This window comes from Mycetocola saprophilus (assembly GCF_000718085.1).
GTDB lineage: Bacteria > Actinomycetota > Actinomycetes > Actinomycetales > Microbacteriaceae > Mycetocola > Mycetocola saprophilus.
Genome location: NZ_JOEC01000002.1, coordinates 1,314,898 through 1,333,471, shown reverse-complemented (window position 1 = coordinate 1,333,471; position 18,574 = coordinate 1,314,898). Strand labels below are relative to the sequence as shown.

Sequence of the window (18,574 nt, the reverse complement as noted above, 5' to 3'; positions counted from 1 at the left end):
CATGAGACACCGCACAGGTGTTCGATCCGCGGCGCACTCATGAGACACCACGCAGGTGTTCGATGCGTGGTGCACCGGGAACCCCCATGGTGACCCCGATGGCGTCGAGGCGAATTCGGCCGGAGAATCGATGTTGGAGCCGCCACTCCTGAGCGACGGCATTCATATGGCTGAGCTTGAGTGGGGTGATCGCCTCCAGCGGGTCTCCGGCACCGCGCGAGCGCCGAGTTTTCACCTCCACAAAAATGAGGGTGCCCGCGCGATCCCGGGCGATGATGTCCACCTCCCCGTACTGGCAACGCCAATTCTGGCGGGCGACGGTAAAGCCGTGCTCGCGTAAATATTCTGCGGCGATTGCCTCGCCCTCACGGCCCACCCGCTGATTGCTGTGTCGGCCCCGTCGTTTGGTCATGGGTCCACCTCCTGGTCCCCATCCTCCGGCGCTCACTCGCCCCAATCCGAGCCTCGACCAAACCTGTGGAGAATAGTGTCGCTCGCTTCACCTGTGGAGGAAGCGCAGCACGGCAGCACCGGTTCGAGTGATCACGCCGAGCATCCGGACGCCCGAAGTACCCGATGCTCTCGGAGTACCCGAGGCACCCGAGGCACCCGAAGCACCCGAGGTACCCGAAATGCCCGATTCGTGGCCCCAACCCGCGCCCGGTTCGACACTCCGAAGCGTGACCCCAATCAATTCGATATACGCTTACATTCGCCACTGACTGACGATGAGGTTTTTGTGTCGACCACCACTTTTGAGCCCGCGCACGCGCGTGATTTTGCGACCCTCGGGGCCATCCTGCTGGAGGCCGGGGAGTCGGTCACCACCGTGGGGGCCTCGCTCCAGGAGGTCCGCACTGCGCTGGACCTGATGACACTGGAGTTCTCGGTGTTTCCCACGCTGATCCTGGTGACGGAGACACACAGCGGCGCCACCGTGAGCGTGACCGCCCGCACCGAACTCACCTTCCGCGAGGCGGCGGTGGCCAATCAGCTTCCCTCTCAGCTTCGTCGTGGACAGGTGCGCCTGGATCAGGTGCCGGAGCTCGCCCAGAGCATGCGGTCCCGATCAAAACCACGCTCGTTTTGGCGGACGGTCCTGGGCAATGCGGTCACCGCCGCGTCCTTTGCGACCCTGTTCCAGAGCCCCTGGTGGGCGATCCTCACCGCCCTCGTTGTGGGTGTCATCGTCGGAATGATCATGGGGGTATTCGAACGCTCCCGTCCCGGCGTGGCCCTGCAACCCTTCGTGGTTTCGTTTATCTCCACGGTCCTGATCGGGCTGGCATCCAACTGGCTCTCGTTCCCGAATATCTCGCTGTTTGCGGTGGTGGCACCGGTTGTGGTGTTGGTTCCGGGCTCGGTGATCGCCAAGGCGCTGCTGGAGGTGACCTCCTCCGACGTCATCTCCGGTGCCGCCCGCATGGTGGGCGGACTCATGATGATGGGGTTCATGCTCGCGGGAATCGCCGCGGGTTCGGTGCTCACCGGCCTGGCGGTGGATCCGACCACCTCGTCGCTGGTGGGTGAAATCACCCGTCCGGCCCAGCACGGAGGCTGGGAATCCACCCCACCGCTGTGGGCGGTCTGGCTCGGGGTGATCGGGTTGGCCGCGGGCGTCAGCATCATTTTCCAGGCGGGGACCAAGCTGAGCCTCGCCTCGGCCGTGATCATGTGCGCAGCCTATGCCGCCGCCCTGCTTTTCACGCCGGTCCTCGGTGCCGCCGTGGCCATCGGTGCCGCGGCCGGCGTGGTGTTCCTTGCTGCCAAGACGTTGGAACGGGTGCGCCCGGCACTCCCCGCGGCGGTCACATTCTTCCCCGCATTCCTGCTCTTTGTTCCGGGGACCGTGGCCCTGGTATCCCTGGCGACGCAGAGTCAGGGAGCGGTGATCGCCGCGCTCACCTCGTTCCTCAGCCTGTGCATCGGCATCCATGTGGGCGGACTGATCGACCTGTGGCTCGACAAGACCGTCTGGCGTCTGCACCGCGAACGCACGACGGCCGCGGTGCTCCCGTTGACGGGCGCACGCACGCTCCGCAGACCGTGGCATCGGCAGCGCTAGGACCGTTAGAGAACACTCGATATCGCACCCGGACACCGCGGTAGCACCCACCACCACATTCGAACCGGTTATCCCAGCGGCACCGTGCCCTCGGCACCCAACCGCTTCATCACCATCGTCGAGGTGAGCCGCTGCACCCCGGGGAGCGCGCCCAGCTCGGTGTCGTAGAGCTCCTGATACGCGGCAATATCTCGGGTGAGTACCCGCATCATATAGTCGGGCTCACCAAAGAGACGCTGGGCATCGACAACGTTGGGGATCGCGACCACGGCCTCCTCAAACGCGGTGATCGTGTGCAGGTCGGTGTGGCTCATGGTCACAAAAATCAGCGCCTCGAAGGTGAGCCCCACGGCCTCGCGCGCGACGACCGCTCGATAGCGTTCGATCGCCCCGGAAGCCTCGAGTTCGCGCAGCCGACGGTGGCAGGAAGACAGGCTGAGCCCCACCCGAGTGGCCAGGTCGGTTGCGCTCATACGCCCGTCGTCCTGAAGCAGTGAAAGAATCTCCCGGTTAATAGCGTCCATAGCACCCATTCTTCCAGCAAACCCGGCAAGTCGCGCGTCATTGCGTAGCACCTCTCGCGAAATTCTTCCTAGAATCTTCGACTATAGAGGGAAAGGACGCGTGATGGATCTCGCTTTGATGACACAGTTTTGGCTGGTCGCGGTGCTCCTCGTGCTCACCCCGGGTGCCGACTGGGCGTATGCAATTTCGGCGGGGCTGCGGGCCCGCACCATCGCTCCGGCGATCCTGGGAATGGCCTGCGCCTACACGATTATCGTGGTGATCCTGGCGCTGGGCGTGGGCGCGCTGGTCACCGCCGAACCCATCACCCTCACCATGCTCTCCCTGGCCGGATCGGCCTACCTGATCTATCTCGGCACCAGCACCCTGGTCCAGCGTGCGGGCACCCTGGCTCCCAGCGACCAGGCCCTGGATACCCGCTCGGCGCACCAGTTCTTCCGCGGTATCGCGGTGAGCGGGCTCAACCCCAAGGGTCTCCTGCTCCTACTCGCCCTGCTGCCCCAGTTCCTCTCCCCGGTCGGATGGCCGGCGGCCGATCAGATGCTGGTCCTAGGTGGGCTGCATGTGGTCAACGGAATCGTGGTCTACTCGATCGTGGCCGTGCTCGCCCGGCGACTGCTGCGCTCGCGTCCGCGGGCCACCATGCTGGTCACCCGTGGGGCAGGCATCGCGATGATCGGTGTGGGCCTGGGGATCCTGATCGAGCAGGTCCTGAAAATGTTCACGCTTTAGCTCGGGGAGCGTAAGACCGTGGCACACCCGGAGAGCGGCCCGCTTGGCGGGAGGCTCACCCGGCGGGAGGTCCGAAATGAGGACGTTCACGGGTGAGAACGTTTTGACCTGGCGGGCTTTCGCACCTGGCTGTCGTTCACAGGTGAGGGCTGTCCCACCCGGTCCCGCTCACGCGTGAGCGCGATCACGCACGGGGGCGAATTCCGCGCTAGCGTAGAGCATGTGCGCGCATCCGTCCGGCACCGGGCGAGGCGACGCCCCAATACCCGTTCGAAGGATTCCCCGTGAGCACCCCCACCCCGCCGCTGACCCGCCTGCGAGTACTGCTACCGGGCCTCGGATTCGCCCTGCTCGCCGCGGTTGTGGCCCAGGGCATCCACCTGGTCACCCCGGCGGTTCCCGCGCTCACCTGGGCCGTTCTGCTGGGCATCATCGCCGCCAATGTTCCGGCAACCTCGCGGATCCTGCGCGGGATCGGGGCACCGGGGATCGCATTTGCCGCCAAAAAGCTGATGCGGCTGGGCATCGTGCTCCTGGGTCTCAAACTGAGCATCGTGGATGTCGCGGGCCTGGGCTGGCCCACCCTCCTGGTCGTGGTCGGGATCGTCGTCCTCACCTTTATCGGGACCCTCTACGGCGGCAAGCTTCTGCGGCTCCCCGGCGACCAGCCCCTGCTGATGGCCGCCGGTTTTGCCATCTGCGGCGCCTCGGCAATCGGCGCGATGAGCGCGGCCACCGGTGCCAAGAGCCGGGATGCGGTCGCCCCGGTGGCGATGGTCACCCTGTGTGGGACCCTGGCGATCGCGGTCCTCCCGCTGGCCGGACACCTGATCGGGCTAAACCCGACCGAGTTCGGCTTCTGGGTGGGCGCGAGCGTGCACGATGTGGGACAGGTGGTAGCCACCGCCCAGACCGCGGGGGCGAGCGCCCTGGCCATCGCGGTGGTGGTTAAGCTGACCCGGGTGATCCTGCTGGCCCCGATGGTCACCGGCACCGCGCTGGTCGTTCGTGCCCGGGAACGACGCAACTCGATTCCCCAGGAATCCCCCGTCTCGGCGACCCTGCCGCCGATCCTGCCCCTGTTTGTGGCCGGTTTTTTGCTGATGATTGTGCTGCGCAGCTTCGATCTGGTGACCCCCGGCGTCCTGGATGTCGCCGCCCAGGCGCAGGACTGGCTGCTGGCCCTGGCCCTGTTCTCACTCGGTGCCGGCGTGCGCGTGGGTGAGCTGCGTCGCGGGGGCGCGCGGACCGCGCTTTTGGCACTGGCGTCCTGGGTGCTGATCGCGCTGCTCGCCCTCGTCGCCGTCTGGCTGCTCCAGCCTGGCGCGTAGGCCCGAAAACGCGTAGCCCCGAAAACGCAAAATCCGGGCGCCCTATCGGCACCCGGATTTCACGGAAGGTCGGGAAAGCTAGCTCTTTTCGGCCAGGGCCTTGTCCAGGGCCGCGCGAATGTCGTCGAGGCGGGTGAGCTGGAGCGGCTCGTTGTCCACGAAGATGGACGGGGTGCCCTGCAGCCCGAAGCGGGTCGCGGCGTCCAGGTCTTCCTTGACCCGCGCCTCGGTGGCCGGGTCGGCGATGGCCGCATCATAGGCGGCCATGTCGAGGCCCAGCTGCTCGGCATAGCCCCGGAAGACCGATGCCTGCGACTCGGCCTTGTGACTCCACTCCTCCTGCGTGTCGAAGAGCTTGTTGTACATCGCCTCAAGCTTGTCTTGGCGGGCGGCGGCCTCGGCGGCGAGGGCGGCGGGGCCGGAGTTGGGGTGTCCGTTCAGCGGGAAGTAGCGCAGCACAAAGGTGATTTTGCCCGCGTAGTCCTTCCGGACCTGCTCCATATACGGGTGCACCGCCGCGCAGGCCTCGCACTCGAAATCGAGGAACTCGGTGAGCACCACGGCGTCGGGACCGGCATCATCGAGGCGGTGGCTGTTTTCGGCGACCACGGACACACCGTTGGAAGCGGAGGGAGACGCTATCTCCTTTTTCTCGAACGGTTTTGCGATTACCAGGTACACCACCCCCGCCGCAATAAGGAGGAGGGCGACAACGGCAATCTGAATTCGAGTACTGGTACGCATCGAGACCCGAGCCTAGCCGAAAATCCGGCCGAAAACACGAAGGCGGCCAGCGCGGACAAAAGTCCACCCTGGCCGCCGGGCGACCGTAACGACGCCGGGAACCTACTTCCCGAGGGAGAGATCCTTGGGGATCTCGAAGTCACTCGGGTTGAGTTCCTCGACGTTGACGTCCTTGAAGGTGAGCACCCGAACGGACTTCACAAAGCGGTCCGAACGGTAAATATCCCACACCCAGACATCGTTCATCGTGATCTCAAAATAGAAATCGTGCTCGGTGTCCTGACGCACCAGGGTTACCTCGTTGGCGAGGTAGAACCGGCGCTCGGTCTCGATCACATACTTGAACTGGGAAACCACATCGCGATACTCGCGGTACAGGGCGAGCTCGACCTCGCGGTCGTAGTCCTCAATCTCGTCATCATCCATGGTGTCTCTATCCTAGACGCTTTCGGGTGTTGTGTATGCGCCGAGCCACGTGGCGCGGTGCTGCGCGGTCAGGCCGTGTTCACGCACGGCGGTGAGGTGAGCGGGCGATCCGTACCCCTTGTTTCCGGACCATCCGTACTCGGGATGGGAGGCGTCATGCTCCTGCATCAGGGTGTCCCGCTCGACCTTGGCGATGATCGAGGCGGCGGCCACCGAGACGCAGTCGCGGTCGGCCTTGACCCGGGTGCGCACATCCAACGGAGATGCCAGCCCCGGCGAGAGCCAGTCGTGGGAACCATCCAGCAGGATCGTCGCCGAAGCCACATCGGCCCCGGCCTCATGCAGGATTCCCAGCGCGCGCTTGCCGGCCAGGGCCAGCGCGGGCACGATGCCGATCCGGTCCACCTCGGCGGCGCTGGCCATCCCCACCGCGTGCAGCGGTGCCCAGGCGCGCACCAGCGGTTCCAACACCGTGCGCTTCTTCTCGCTGACCAGCTTGGAATCGCGCAGGCCCTCGGGAGGCGTGCCCAGGCCCGGCACAAACACGGCCATGCCCACGGCGACGGGGCCGGCGATTGCGCCGCGACCCACCTCATCGCATCCGATGATCAGCCGCGAACCGGTCGCCAAAAACTGCGTTTCCACCTCATCGGTGGGTAATACTGCGGGCATTACTTCTTTTCTACGCCGTTGAACACGTCGGGATAGTTGCCCAGGCCGCTCCAGCGGTCAAAGGGCCAGGTGATCACGAAGGCTCGACCCACCACGTTCTTGATCGGCACAAACCCCTTGGTGGGACCATCCTGGTTGAAACGGGAATCCAGCGAGTCGTAGCGGTTGTCTCCCATGACCCACAGGCTGTCCGGGGGCACGGTGACCTTGAAATTTATGCCGGAAACGCTCTGGTTTCCGTTGAGTTTCACATAGGGCTCGTCCAGGGGAACCCCGTTGACGGTCATCTGGCCGAGCGCGTTACAGCACTCAATCACGTCGCCCGGGAGACCGATCACGCGCTTAATCAGGTGATCGTTGTTATCGGGTGAGGCCAGTCCCACCAGCGAGAGGAACCATTCCCCGGCACCCACCAGCGCATTGGCCGGCTGCTGTTTGGGTGTGACCGGCAGCCATCCACCCGGGTCGCGGAAAACCACGACGTCACCGTGCTGAAGGGGCACCACGTTGGGCACCAACTCGTTCACCAGGATGCGGTCGTTGACCTGCAGCGTGTTCTCCATCGACCCCGAGGGGATGTAGAACGAGCGCACCAGGAAGGTCTTCACCAGGAAGGATGCCAGGATCGCGATAACCACAATGACCGCAAGATCGCGGACGAAGTACCATCCACCGCGCTTCTTGGTAGCGCGCTTATTACGTCGCGAGGGTAGATTCTCCCCCGCCAGAATGCTATCTGTCATTTAACCGCCCGAGCTCCCCACCAGCATAGCGGTGGGGAGCTCGGTTATTCTGACGGCTTGCCGTGAGAGATATGAAGCAGCGCTTAGAAGTCGCGCTTCTCCTTGATCTTCGCCTTCTTACCGCGCAGCTCGCGCAGGTAGTACAGCTTGGCGCGACGAACGTCACCGCGGGTGACAACCTCGAGCTTCTCAATTACCGGGGAGTGCACCGGGAAGGTACGCTCCACGCCAACCTGGAAGCTGACCTTGCGGACCGTGAAGGTCTCGCGAACGCCGTCACCCTGGCGACGGATAACCGCACCCTGGAAGACCTGGACACGAGAGCGGGTGCCCTCGATGATGTTTACGTGAACCTTGACGGTGTCACCGGGGCGGAAGGAGGGGATGTCCGCCTTCAGCGATGCTGCATCGACTGCGTCGAGGATATGCATTTTAGTTCGCTCTCTGTACCCGCCACAGGTCGACTACGAAAATAGGAATTTAACGAATGGTGTGTATCCGCGAGGATGCCGGCTCCCCTGTGGCAGAGCGTGGCCGCGGCACAAGGGGTAATTATGTCACACTTCCGCACACGCGCTCAACTTGAGCGGGTGCGGGCGCGGACTAGGAGTCGCGCGGGCGCTCCTCGATCACGATGTACTCGCCGTCGTCCTCGAATCGCGGCCCGTTCGCGCCGGGCTGACCGTTTGCGCCGGGCTGCTGCTGGGCGAGGCGCTCAAACTCGGCCATGGCCTCCCGGGTGCGCACCGCGGCCTCGCGGAACAGTCGCCAGATGGAGTACCAGAGCGCCCCGAGTCCGGCGATGACCCCGAGCACACCAAACAGTGCCATCGAGGGGCCGAAGATCCCGAATCCGATGATGGTTGCGTGCCAGATCGCCAGCACGGCCACATCGCCCCACTCCAACGCCCGCTGTCGGCGCACCTGAGCGCGACCGTAGATCAGCAGGGTCACGGCGAGCAGCGCGATAAAGAGCACGGGCATCGTGAACAGGAGTCCGAGGAAGTCCCAGCCGTTGTTGTTGCCGTCGAAAATCACCCAGCCCAGTAGTGGCCACAGCGGCAGCAGCACCACGGCCAGGAACATCCAGCGAAGGAAAATACGACGAACGAACATACCTCCAGAATACGGCGTTCGGCTCGTGGAGGATATGCCCGGGCATCGTTCCCGAGGATGATTTCGCGAGGGGCGTAGCGGGCTATACCGCCGGCTCGGGCAGGACGATGGGTTCGGTTCCGGGATTGCGAAGAACACCGGTCTCGGCGGCGGGTTCCGATCCGGCTTGGCCACCAGCGCGCGCCTCTGCCGACACCGGCGCGGTTCCGGCCAGTCGGACCCGGAGCAGACGCAGGGCGAACTGGATCATCGGCCCGATGCCGAGGGCGAAGATCACTGTACCCACGCCGAGTCCGCCGCCGAGAGCCCAGCCGCCCAGGGCCACGATCACCTCGATGGATCCGCGCACCTTCCAGATCTTCCAGCCGGTGCGGGCGGTCACCCCGGTCATCAGGCCGTCGCGGGGGCCGGGACCCAGGCCCGCCCCGATATAGAGGGCGCTGGATAGGGCAAGGAGCACCATTGCGGCGATAAACAGGATGATCCGCACCGGGAACGATTCGATCGGCGGGAGCAGGGTCAGGGCGAAACCGGCAACCGGCCCCACCGTCAGCGCGTTGACCAGCGTCCCGATTCCGGGCTTCTGGCGCAGCGGAATCCACAGCAGCATGATCAGGAAGCTGAGGATCAGCACGCTAAGCCCGAACTCGATTCCCGTGCGCACCGAGAAGCCCTGCGAGAGCACGTCCCAGGGCGAGAGGCCGAGATCCGCACGGACAAACAGGGCGATCGCGATGCCGTAGCCGGCCAGCCCGACTAGGAGTCGGGTGGTGCGCAGGAGCGGATGGGTGCCGGTGAGGAGGTGGTGCATGGGGTCCTTCTTTAACGAGATGCCCGGACAACTGTCCGGGGAGAATCCCATCGTCCGCCAAATTGGCACCCCTCGACAGTGCCACATCGGATAAAGTGGCACCATGTCACCAGCCACGCCGCCCCCGGTCTCCCCCAGCAGGCTCGTCCGCGCGCTCGGCGACTGGCAGCGCCCGGACCAGCCCACCTATCGGGCCCTGGCCGCGCGCATCCGGCTCCTGTTGCTGGATGGACGCCTCGCCGCCGACACCCGCCTCCCCGCCGAACGCGATCTGGGAACGCGGTTGGGCCTCAGCCGCAACACGATTGCCGCGGCCTATGCCGCCCTGCGCGAGGCCGGCTATGTGACCAGCGTGCGCGGATCGGGCTCACGGCTGTGCCTGCCCGGCGGCGAACGCGGCGAGAGCGACCTCCTGCGCACCAGCGCCATCGACTTTCGACGCGCCACCTTCACCGCCTACCCGGGTATCACCGACCTATATGCCGAGGCGGTCGAGCGCCTCCCCGATCACATCAACGAGTCCGGCTACGACATCCACGGCCTGCCGATGCTGCGCGAGGCGATTGCCACGCACTATGTGGGGCGCGGCATCCCCACCACCCCCGAGCAGATCATCGTGACCAGCGGTGCCCAGCACGCACTGCACCTGGTGACCCACGCGCTGATCCGGCCCGGCGAACGGGTCCTGATCGAGCATCCCAGCTATGCACACGCCTTCGACACCCTGGCCGCCGGGGGCGCACGCCTGCTCCCCCTCCCGATCGAACCCGAGGGGTGGGACGTGGCGGCCGCGACCGAACTCCTGCGCCGCGCCCGGCCCAGCGCCGCGTACATCATGCCGGACTTCCAAAACCCCAGCGGGGCGAGCCTGACCGAGGAGGATCGCCACGCCCTCGTGCGGGCGGCCGCGCAGGCGGGCACCACCCTGATCGTCGACGAAACCACGTCCTGGCTCGACATCGACCGAGGCGAACGCACCGGGCTCGCCGCGCTCTCCCGCGATGTGGTGACCCTCGGCTCACTGGGCAAGGTGGTGTGGGGCGCGATGCGGATCGGCTGGATTCGCGCGCCCCGGCCGCTCGTCGACCGGATTCTCGCGGTTCGATCCGGGGTGGATCTGGGCACCGCGATCCTGGAACAGATCGTCGCAACCCTCGCCCTGCGCGATATCGACGCCGTGCTGGGGTTCCGCCGGACCCAGCTGCGTGACAGCCGCGATCACCTGGTCGGGCTGCTGAACGAGCACTTTCCCGAGTGGAACACGCACGTGGTCAACGGAGGCATGTCGCTGTGGCAGCACACCGGAACCATCTCGACCCTGGCCCTGGCCGATGCCGCCCGCGCCGAGGGACTGGCGATCATCCCCGGGACCCGCTTCGGGGTGGACGGGGCCTTCGACAACTACCTCCGCCTGCCCTTCGGCTACACCAACGCCGATCTCACCGCCGGTGTTCTGGCGCTGCGCCGCGCGGCCGATGCGGTGGGATCGCCGAGCGCCCAGCGCCGGGTGTTTGAACCGGTGGTGTAACTCACCCCCGACCGTGGATCGCTGTTTCCGCGCGGCCATATGCGTGAGTGCGGTGGATCCTGCGAGAATGGATGCATGATTGAACTGCGCACCCCCGAAGAGATCGAGCAGATGCGTCCGGCCGGACGCTTCATGGCCGAGGTCCTGACCGCCCTGGAGGAGAAGGCCGCGGTGGGTGTGAACCTGCTGGAGCTGGACGAGCTGGCCCACAAGATGATCCGGGACCGCGGTGCCGAGTCCTGCTACATCGACTATCACCCCTCCTTCGGCACCAGCCCGTTTGGCAAGGTGCTGTGCACCTCGGTGAACGACGCCGTGCTGCACGGCCTGCCCCACGACTACGTGCTCCAAGATGGTGACCTGCTGAGCGTCGACTTCGCCGCCTCGGTGAACGGCTGGGTGTCCGACTCGGCGCTGTCGCTGATCGTGGGGACCGAGCGTCCCGAGGATCGCCGCCTGATCGAGATCACCCAGAACGCCCTGGAGGCCGGCATCGCCCAGGCGGTGGTGGGCAACAAGATGGGTGACATCTCCAACGCGATCGGCGCGGTTGCCACCGTCGCCGGGCTGAAGATCAACACCGACTTCGGCGGTCACGGTGTGGGTCGCACCATGCACGGCGAGCCGCACGTGCCCAATAAGGGCCGCCCCAACCGTGGATTCCCGCTGCGCGAGGGCCTGGTCATCGCGATCGAGCCGTGGTTCCTGCACACCACCGACAAGCTGATCACCGACGCCGATGGCTGGACCCTGCGTTCGGCCGACGGCTCGCGCGGTGCGCACCAGGAGCACACCGTGGCGATCACCGCCGACGGACCGATCATCCTCACCGCCCGCGATTAGCGAACCCTCCGGACGCCCCGGCCTGTGCTCGCACGGCCGGGGCGTTCCGCGTGCTGATGGGCCTAGCTGCGGCGCGCCCGCGCCACCGCCCCGCCATCATCCACGTGGTGGCGCAGCGCGAAGAGCAGATCCGCACGGGCGTGGGCATCCTCCAGGTCTCGGCCGAGTAGGGACTCGACCCGCTGGATCTGACGTCGCACCGCGTTTCGATGCAGATGCAGGGCGCGGGCCGCACGATCCCAGCCGCCATTATTGAGCAGCCAGGTGTAAAGGGTGCCGATCAGCTCGGCGGAGTCCGGGGCCTCCAACAGCGGTTCGAGCACCGCGTGGGCGAAGCGATCGGAGAGGTCGGCGGGGATGAGCGCGCCCAGGCTGCGCAGCTCCTCCCCCGCCACGAGCGAGCGCTCGGCCTCCCGGGCCCGCGGCAGCAGCAGTTCGGCCTCGCGCACCGCGGTCGCGACCTCTTGCACCGGATAGCCGGCGCTGATCCCGGCGATCCATCCGCGACGCTCAAGTGCCCGCAGCACCTCGGTACCGGGCACCTCGGCGACCAGCGCGCGCAGGGATCCGGCACGCTCATCCACAAACGGGGTGTCCAGCGCCAGCCGCCACCAGAGCAGGTCGGCGGGGCGCGCGGGTTCGCCGTTTTTGGCCACCGCGACCACCGTGTGGACGCGGCGGGAGGACCCCGCGTTCAGCGCGGTCGCAACCAGGCGCGCCCAGCGATCCACACCCGCCGGGTCGATCGGGACGCCGTCGACCAGGAGGAGCATCATCAGCTGATCCAGGGCGATGGTCTGTGAGCGAGGCAGGCCCTTGGCCACCCGAATCAGATCGGCGGCGAGCGAGAAGCCGGTGCGGTCCTCGCTCAGCACGTGGTCCTTAACCAGCACCAACACGGTGTCACGCACCGCGCGCTGCCCCTCCTCGGTAATCCGCCGGGCCACCAGCTCACGCCCATCCTCGGTCACCCCAAACACCATGCCCTCGCCGGCATCCAGCAGCGCATCGGCCTGGGCAAACAGCGGCGCATCGGGATCGGTCCCACCCGCCGAGAGCACGTCGGTCCCCTCGCGTAGCAGCACCCGAGAGCCGGTTTCGGTGGCCAGAACTTCGATCACCCGCCGCTCGGGCTGTGCCCGCAGCACGGCCGCCGTGAGCCGGCGTGCGAGCGTGCTGACGGTCTGCAACCCGCGCACCCGCAACCGCTCCAGCTCGGCGGCAAAGTGGGCGGTGACCTGTACAAACGGGACCGCGCGATCCACCCGCACCAGCGGCAATCCGATCCGATGACACGCGTCGATCAGCGGCTCGGGCACCTCGCGATACACCGGCTCGACCCCGAAGCCCAGCGCCGAGATCCCGCTCGCACGCAGCCGGCTCACGTAGGTATCGAGGGCGCTCTCGGTCTGCGGGAGGCCGAGTCCGGTGATCAGCAGCAGCTCATACCCGGAGAGGTATGTGCCGGGCTCCTCGAGCTCCACCACGGCGCAGTGGGTGATCACGATGTCCGCGGGGTCCGTATCGCCGGGCACCAGCAGCGTGAGTCCCAGCTCGGGTGCGGCGAGCAGCGTGCCCAGCGACACACCGGTGGGCCGCGGCGGCGCCCCCGCCGGACGCGCGGTGCCGGTGGACGGGAAATCTGGCGACATGAACCCTCCTCGCGGGATAAATCATCCTATCTACCCCTAATTCGGGATAGTTTACACACATGCCGGCCGGGATTTCCTGGCTAGCCTGACCGATAAGCAATGACGCGGCACCATCCCCGGGCCGCGTTCCCCCACACTCCTCGGGAGGACAACGTGGTCCTGGACTATATCGTGATCGCGGTCTATATGATCGTGATCCTCGGCGTCGGCTACTGGGGCCTGCGCCGCTCCAAAACCAAGAGCGACTATCTGGTGGCCGGTCGCCGCCTGGGCACATTCATGTACTCGGGGGCCCTCTCGGCCATCGTGCTGGGTGGGGCCTCGACGGTGGGCGGCATCGGCCTCGGCTACACCCACGGACTCTCCGGCGCCTGGCTCGTGGTGGCCATCGGCCTGGGCATCCTGGTGCTCAGCGCATTCTTTGCCAAGCGGATCGTCAAGCTCAAGGTCTACACGGTCACCGAGATGCTCGACCTGCGCTACGGCGGCAACTCGGGCCTGATCTCCGGCGTGGTGATGTTCCTCTACACACTCATGCTCACGGTAACTTCCACGCTGGCCTACGCCACCATCTTCCACGTGCTGTTCGGGATCCCCAACATCGCCGGCATCGCGATCGGCGGTACCGTGGTGATCGCCTACTCGGTGATGGGTGGCATGTGGTCGATCACGCTGACCGATGTCGTTCAGTTTGTGATCAAGACCGTCGGCATCCTCTTCCTGCTGCTGCCGATCTCCCTCGCCCACGCCGGCGGATTCAGCGGGATGGGTGAGCGCCTGGCCGACTCCTTCTTCTCCCCCTGGTCCATCGGCGGAGCCACGATCATCACCTACATCGTGGTGTACACCCTCGGCCTGCTGATCGGTCAGGACATCTGGCAGCGTGTGTTCACCGCCCGCACCCCGAAGATCGCAACCCGCGGCGGCCTGGCCTCGGGCATCTACTGCCTGATCTACGGCATCGCCGGAGCCCTGATCGGCATGGCCACCCGGGTGCTCTACCCCCACCTGGAATCCCCCGATGCGGCGTTTGCCACGATCGTCCAGGACGCCCTGCCCCCGGGAGTGCGCGGACTCGTACTGGCCGCGGCCCTGGCGGCGATGATGTCCACCGCGAGCGGGGCGCTGATCGCCTCGGCCACCGTGCTCACCTCGGATATCTTCCCGCGAATTCGGGCGATCTTCAGGCCCGGCACCGAGAGCTTCTCGCAGACCGGATCGCTCGTGGTCTACCGGGTCGCGATCCTGGTGCTCGGGATCGGCACGGTGGGCATCGCCTCGGCCGTGGACAGCGTGGTCGCCGCTCTGACCATCGCCTACAACATCCTGGTCGGCGGCCTGTTTGTCTCGATCCTCGGCGGGCTGATTTGGAAGCGCGGCACCCGGCTCGGAGCCTGGGCCAGCATCCTGACCGGCACGGTCGCGGTGGTCATCACGATGTTTGCCACCGACATTCTGGCCAATGAGCCGATCTACTTCGGCCTGGGTACGAGCCTGGTCACCTACGTGGTGGTGAGCCTGCTGACCAAGCCCACCGAGCCCGAGATCATGACCGAGTGGTCGCGCCGACTCTCGGCGAGCGACAGCGAGGACATCAACGTGTCCCACCCGGAGACCGCGACCATCCGCTTTGACCCGCACGCCCACTAATTCCTCGTTTCTTGCACCTCCGTAGCACCCGCGAAAGGACACACCATGTCTGCACACCCGCACCTTCCCGCATCACTGAGCGCCAACGCCGCGCGCGTGGTGGAAAACGGCTTCACCGGACCGGTGAACTCCGCCCTGGTTCCCCGCTACAGCGGCCCGGCGACCTTCGCCCTGCTGCCGGGCATCGAGACCGTTGAGCACGCCGATGTGGCGATCCTCGGCGCCCCCTGGGATGCCGGAGTTTCGTTCCGCTCGGGGGCGCGGTTTGGTCCCGAGCACATTCGTTCGGCCAGCCGACTGCTGCGTCCCTATAACCCGGCCCTGGATGTGTCGCCCTTTGCCGGCATGCAGGTTGTGGACGCCGGGGATGTGGCGCTCAACCCGTTCAACATTCCCGAGGCGCTCGGCGTGCTCCAGGACACCGCGACCTCCCTGGTGCGCGGCGGCACCTCACTGGTGACCCTGGGCGGGGACCACACGCTGGCCCTCCCGCTGCTGCGCTCGGTGGCCGCGGTGCACGGCCCGGTCGCGCTGCTGCACTTCGATGCCCACCTGGACACCTGGGACACCTACTTCGGGGCCGAATACACCCACGGCACCCCGTTCCGGCGGGCGGTCGAGGAGGGCATCGTGGACACCGAGGCCATCTGCCACGTGGGCACCCGCGGTCCGCTCTACGGACACCGTGACCTTGAGGAGGACCGCCGCTTCGGCTTCGGGATCCTCACCTCCGCCGACGTCTTCCGCCGGGGCGTGGACGAGATTGTGGCCCGGCTGCGCGAGCGCGTGGGGAACCGGCCGCTGTATGTCTCGATCGACATCGACGTGCTGGATCCCGCCCATGCGCCCGGTACCGGAACCCCCGAGGCGGGCGGGCTGACCAGCCGCGAACTGCTGGAGATTCTGCGTGGCCTGGCCGGGCTGAACATCGTCGGGGCCGACGTGGTGGAGGTCGCCCCCGCCTATGATCACGCCGACATCACCGGGGTCGCCGCCTCCCACGTGGCGTATGATCTGGTGTCGCTGCTCGCGCTGCGCGACGGCGGAAAGGGAACCCGATGAGCACCCCCGAATCCCAAAGCCCCGGGCAGGCTCCCGGCGAAAACACGACCCAGCAGATCCCTGCCGGGACGCGGGACACCGACCGCCCCCAGAACATCAATGGCGCGGCCCCGGAACCCCGCGCCGCCACACGGGACGCCGACCGCCCCCGAATCGGCGGGGACGTGACCCTGGAAACCCTGCGCGCACTCGGTGCCCGCGCGGTGGTGGGCCTGCCCGGCCAGCACGCGCTGGGCCTGTTTGACGCGCTGCGCCGCAGCGACCTGCACTATCTGAGCTCCCGGGTGGAGAACAACGCGGGCTTCATGGCCGACGGGCTGGCTCGGGTTTCGGGCTCGGCCGCCCCGCTGCTGCTCTCCACCGGACCCGGCGCACTCACCTCGCTCGCGGCGCTGCAGGAGGCCGCGGCCTCCTCGATTCCGGTGCTGGCAATCTCCGCGCAGATCCCCGTGGCCGGACTCGGCGGCGGGAGGCACGGCTACCTGCACGAGCTGCCCGATCAGTCGGCCTCGTTCCGCGGGGTCGTGAAGTCCACCTTTACCGTGCGCACCCTGGCGCAGATTCCCTCGGCGCTCACCGCCGCCTGGGAGCTCGCGTTGGAAGCCCCGGCGGGCCCAACAATGGTCGAGATTCCCGAGGACATTCTGCTCGCCGATGCCGCCGATCTGGTGCCCCCGGTGCGGGCGATTGCGCCGCAGGTGCGCGCCCATGCGCCGCGTCCCGAGCTGGTCGAGGCCGCGGCCGACGCCCTGGCCGGTGCCCACAACCCGGTGGTCCTCGCCGGCGGCGGCGTGGTCCGGGCCGGTGCACGAGACGAGCTGCGCGCGGTGGCCGAGGCGCTGCAGGCCCCGGTGGTCACAACCTTCGGCGGCAAAAACGCCTTCGACTGGGCACACCCGCTGTCGGCGCGATCCTGGCTGGAGGACATCGCGGTGACCGAGTTCCTCGAGGCGGCAGACGTCCTCCTGGTGGTGGGCAGCGGGCTCGGGGAAACCTCGAGTAACTATCACACGTTTGCCCCCGGCGGCCGGGTGATCCACATCGAGGCCGATCTCGGTAAGGTCACCTCCAATCACGCGGGGCTGGGCATCCATGCCGATGCAAAACTCGCGCTGGGGGCGCTGACGACGGCGCTGGGTACCCGCGAGATTACCTCGCGCTCGGTGCGCGAAGAACGGGTGCGCGGCCGGATCGACGGGCTGCTCGACACCGTGCTCGCCCGTCTCGATGCCCAGGACCTCGGTGCCGAACGTGCACTGATCGACGCGCTGCGCCGCGCGGTGCCCGACCACGTGAACACCTACTGGGATATGACGATCCTCGCCTACTGGGCGTGGTCGGCCTGGGATCCGCGCGGCGGGGAGTTTGCCAGCGCGCAGGGATCCGGCGGCCTGGGCTACGGGTTCCCGGCGGCGATCGGGGCGGCGTTTGGGCACCGGGTCGACGGCTCCGACGCGCCCGTGCTCGCGGTCTCCGGAGACGGCGGCGCGCTCTACGGGATCGCCGAGCTGGCCACGCTCAAGCAGCACAACCTCAACGTCACCTGGCTGATCATCGACGACGGAGGGTACGGGATCCTGCGCGAGTATATGACCGGTGCCTTCGGCGCGGCCACCGCCACCGAGCTGGCCCGGCCCGACTATGTGGCCCTCGCCGAGGCGTTTGGGATCCCCGCCGAGCTCGTGCAGCCGGAAAACCTGGCCGGGGCGATCGAGGTGGCCCTGGCGGCTCCGGGCCCGCGGGTAATCGTGGTGCCCACGGTCCTCGGACTGTTCGCCCCGACCCACCTGGACCGGCTGGCGTAGCCGGGAACAGTCGACATACTCCGTCTGGCTCGCCCGGCACTGTCCAGAGCCGATTGCCGCCCCCGGATTCGCGAATCTAGCGTGGACCGGCTGGCGTAGCCGTCAACACAAAAGTCCCCGACACCGCTGGGTGTCGGGGACTTCTTGGTTGGTCTTAGCGCTGCTCGGGGGGGAGCAGATCCGGGCGCACGCGACGGGTGCGCTCCACCTGCTGCTCGTGACGCCACTTATCTACCGCCCCGTGGTTGCCCGAGAGCAGCACCGGGGGCACCTCACGCTCGCGCCAGACCGAGGGCTTGGTGTAGCTGGGGTATTCCAGCAGGCCGTCCTCGTGGGACTCCTCGACCAGGGACTCGGGGTTACCCACCATGCCGGGGATCAGGCGACCAATGGCCTCGATCATCGCCAGCACGGCGACCTCGCCGCCGTTCAGCACGTAATCGCCGAGGCTCACCAGACGCACGCGCGCCTGGGTTGCGGTGTGGTCAAACACGCGCTGGTCGATGCCCTCATAGCGTCCGCAGCCGAACACCAGCGCGGGCTCCAGGCTCAGTTCACGCGCCATCTTCTGATCGAAGACCTCACCCGCGGGCGAGGGGAAGATCACCAGCGGCGAATCCTCGGAAGCAACGGCATCGGCACCCAGAATGGAGTCCAGCGCTTCGCCCCAGGGCTCGGGCTTCATGACCATGCCGGCGCCACCACCGTAGGGGGTGTCGTCCACGGTGCGGTGCCGATCATGAGCGTGATCGCGCAGGTTGTGCACGTTCATGTCGATCAGCCCCGACTGGCGGGCCTTGCCCAGCAGCGAGACGTTGAGCACGTCGAAGTACTCCGGGAAGATGGAGACGATATCGATCTTCACGGCG

The 18,574-nt window shown here is 66.9% G+C and carries 19 protein-coding genes; 8 read left to right on the top strand and 11 right to left on the bottom strand.

Going from position 1 to position 18,574, the window contains the following annotated elements; translation table 11 throughout:
• Nucleotides 1-37 precede the first annotated feature (37 nt).
• The gene (locus IE92_RS0111955; protein WP_030148728.1) at nt 38-412 is read right to left on the bottom strand and encodes a YraN family protein; all 375 of its coding nucleotides are present in this window, start codon (nt 410-412) and stop codon (nt 38-40) included.
• Nucleotides 413-739: 327 nt separating this feature from the next.
• On the opposite strand from IE92_RS0111955, the gene IE92_RS0111950 reads away from it, so the two are divergent.
• Entirely contained in the window at nt 740-2,065 is a 1,326-nt protein-coding gene (locus IE92_RS0111950; protein ID WP_051701559.1) for a threonine/serine exporter family protein, read from the top strand.
• A gap of 68 nt (nt 2,066-2,133) precedes the next feature.
• Here IE92_RS0111950 and IE92_RS0111945 read toward each other — a convergent pair whose 3' ends face one another.
• The gene (locus IE92_RS0111945) at nt 2,134-2,589 is read right to left on the bottom strand and encodes an Lrp/AsnC family transcriptional regulator (RefSeq protein ID WP_030148726.1); all 456 of its coding nucleotides are present in this window, start codon (nt 2,587-2,589) and stop codon (nt 2,134-2,136) included.
• A gap of 118 nt (nt 2,590-2,707) precedes the next feature.
• On the opposite strand from IE92_RS0111945, the gene IE92_RS0111940 reads away from it, so the two are divergent.
• Together IE92_RS0111940 and IE92_RS0111935 are read left to right on the top strand one after the other, a co-directional pair.
• Nucleotides 2,708-3,322 carry a LysE family translocator gene (locus tag IE92_RS0111940; RefSeq protein ID WP_245601269.1) on the top strand — a complete coding sequence of 205 codons (615 nt, stop codon included), beginning with the start codon at nt 2,708-2,710 and terminating at the stop codon, nt 3,320-3,322.
• 284 nt (nt 3,323-3,606) lie between these two features.
• Nucleotides 3,607-4,653: a YeiH family protein gene (locus IE92_RS0111935; RefSeq protein WP_051701560.1), complete on the top strand. Its 1,047-nt coding sequence runs from the start codon at nt 3,607-3,609 to the stop codon at nt 4,651-4,653.
• 78 nt (nt 4,654-4,731) lie between these two features.
• On the opposite strand, the gene IE92_RS0111930 is transcribed toward IE92_RS0111935, so the two are convergent.
• The 7 genes from IE92_RS0111930 to yczE form a co-directional block, all read right to left on the bottom strand.
• A complete protein-coding gene (locus IE92_RS0111930; RefSeq protein ID WP_030148723.1) occupies nt 4,732-5,397 on the bottom strand; it encodes a DsbA family protein in 666 nt (221 codons plus the stop codon).
• Between the two features lie 102 nt (nt 5,398-5,499).
• Nucleotides 5,500-5,823: a DUF2469 domain-containing protein gene (locus IE92_RS0111925; protein ID WP_030148722.1), complete on the bottom strand. Its 324-nt coding sequence runs from the start codon at nt 5,821-5,823 to the stop codon at nt 5,500-5,502.
• Nucleotides 5,824-5,835: 12 nt separating this feature from the next.
• Nucleotides 5,836-6,495 (bottom strand): ribonuclease HII, encoded by a 660-nt coding sequence (locus IE92_RS0111920; protein ID WP_030148721.1) that lies wholly within the window; start codon nt 6,493-6,495, stop codon nt 5,836-5,838.
• Nucleotides 6,495-7,238: a signal peptidase I gene (gene lepB / locus IE92_RS0111915; RefSeq protein WP_030148720.1), complete on the bottom strand. Its 744-nt coding sequence runs from the start codon at nt 7,236-7,238 to the stop codon at nt 6,495-6,497. The genes IE92_RS0111920 and lepB overlap by 1 nt, the downstream gene beginning before the upstream one ends.
• A gap of 83 nt (nt 7,239-7,321) precedes the next feature.
• Complete coding sequence (rplS, locus tag IE92_RS0111910; protein ID WP_030148719.1) at nt 7,322-7,669, bottom strand: 50S ribosomal protein L19; 348 nt, start codon at nt 7,667-7,669, stop codon at nt 7,322-7,324.
• Nucleotides 7,670-7,841: 172 nt separating this feature from the next.
• Nucleotides 7,842-8,354: a hypothetical protein gene (locus IE92_RS16765; protein WP_030149574.1), complete on the bottom strand. Its 513-nt coding sequence runs from the start codon at nt 8,352-8,354 to the stop codon at nt 7,842-7,844.
• An 82-nt stretch (nt 8,355-8,436) separates the two neighbouring features.
• Nucleotides 8,437-9,165 (bottom strand): membrane protein YczE, encoded by a 729-nt coding sequence (yczE, locus tag IE92_RS0111900; protein ID WP_051701561.1) that lies wholly within the window; start codon nt 9,163-9,165, stop codon nt 8,437-8,439.
• 103 nt (nt 9,166-9,268) lie between these two features.
• Between yczE and yczR the strand changes: the two genes are divergently transcribed.
• Nucleotides 9,269-10,693: a MocR-like transcription factor YczR gene (gene yczR, locus IE92_RS0111895; RefSeq protein ID WP_030148716.1), complete on the top strand. Its 1,425-nt coding sequence runs from the start codon at nt 9,269-9,271 to the stop codon at nt 10,691-10,693.
• A 75-nt stretch (nt 10,694-10,768) separates the two neighbouring features.
• The gene (gene map / locus IE92_RS0111890) at nt 10,769-11,536 is read left to right on the top strand and encodes a type I methionyl aminopeptidase (RefSeq protein WP_030148715.1); all 768 of its coding nucleotides are present in this window, start codon (nt 10,769-10,771) and stop codon (nt 11,534-11,536) included.
• Nucleotides 11,537-11,598: 62 nt separating this feature from the next.
• Here map and IE92_RS0111885 read toward each other — a convergent pair whose 3' ends face one another.
• Nucleotides 11,599-13,188 (bottom strand): PucR family transcriptional regulator, encoded by a 1,590-nt coding sequence (locus tag IE92_RS0111885; RefSeq protein WP_030148714.1) that lies wholly within the window; start codon nt 13,186-13,188, stop codon nt 11,599-11,601.
• Between the two features lie 99 nt (nt 13,189-13,287).
• Between IE92_RS0111885 and IE92_RS0111880 the strand changes: the two genes are divergently transcribed.
• From IE92_RS0111880 to IE92_RS0111870, 3 genes are read left to right on the top strand one after another with little or no spacing between them, the layout of a single operon-like run.
• Complete coding sequence (locus IE92_RS0111880; RefSeq protein WP_081863868.1) at nt 13,288-14,838, top strand: sodium:solute symporter family protein; 1,551 nt, start codon at nt 13,288-13,290, stop codon at nt 14,836-14,838.
• A gap of 45 nt (nt 14,839-14,883) precedes the next feature.
• Nucleotides 14,884-15,900 carry an agmatinase gene (gene speB / locus IE92_RS0111875; protein WP_081863869.1) on the top strand — a complete coding sequence of 339 codons (1,017 nt, stop codon included), beginning with the start codon at nt 14,884-14,886 and terminating at the stop codon, nt 15,898-15,900.
• Complete coding sequence (locus tag IE92_RS0111870; RefSeq protein ID WP_081863870.1) at nt 15,897-17,705, top strand: thiamine pyrophosphate-binding protein; 1,809 nt, start codon at nt 15,897-15,899, stop codon at nt 17,703-17,705. The genes speB and IE92_RS0111870 overlap by 4 nt, the downstream gene beginning before the upstream one ends.
• A gap of 154 nt (nt 17,706-17,859) precedes the next feature.
• Here the strand turns inward: IE92_RS0111870 and trmD are convergent, their stop codons facing one another.
• Complete coding sequence (gene trmD, locus IE92_RS0111865) at nt 17,860-18,570, bottom strand: tRNA (guanosine(37)-N1)-methyltransferase TrmD (RefSeq protein ID WP_030148710.1); 711 nt, start codon at nt 18,568-18,570, stop codon at nt 17,860-17,862.
• Nucleotides 18,571-18,574: the final 4 nt, after the last annotated feature.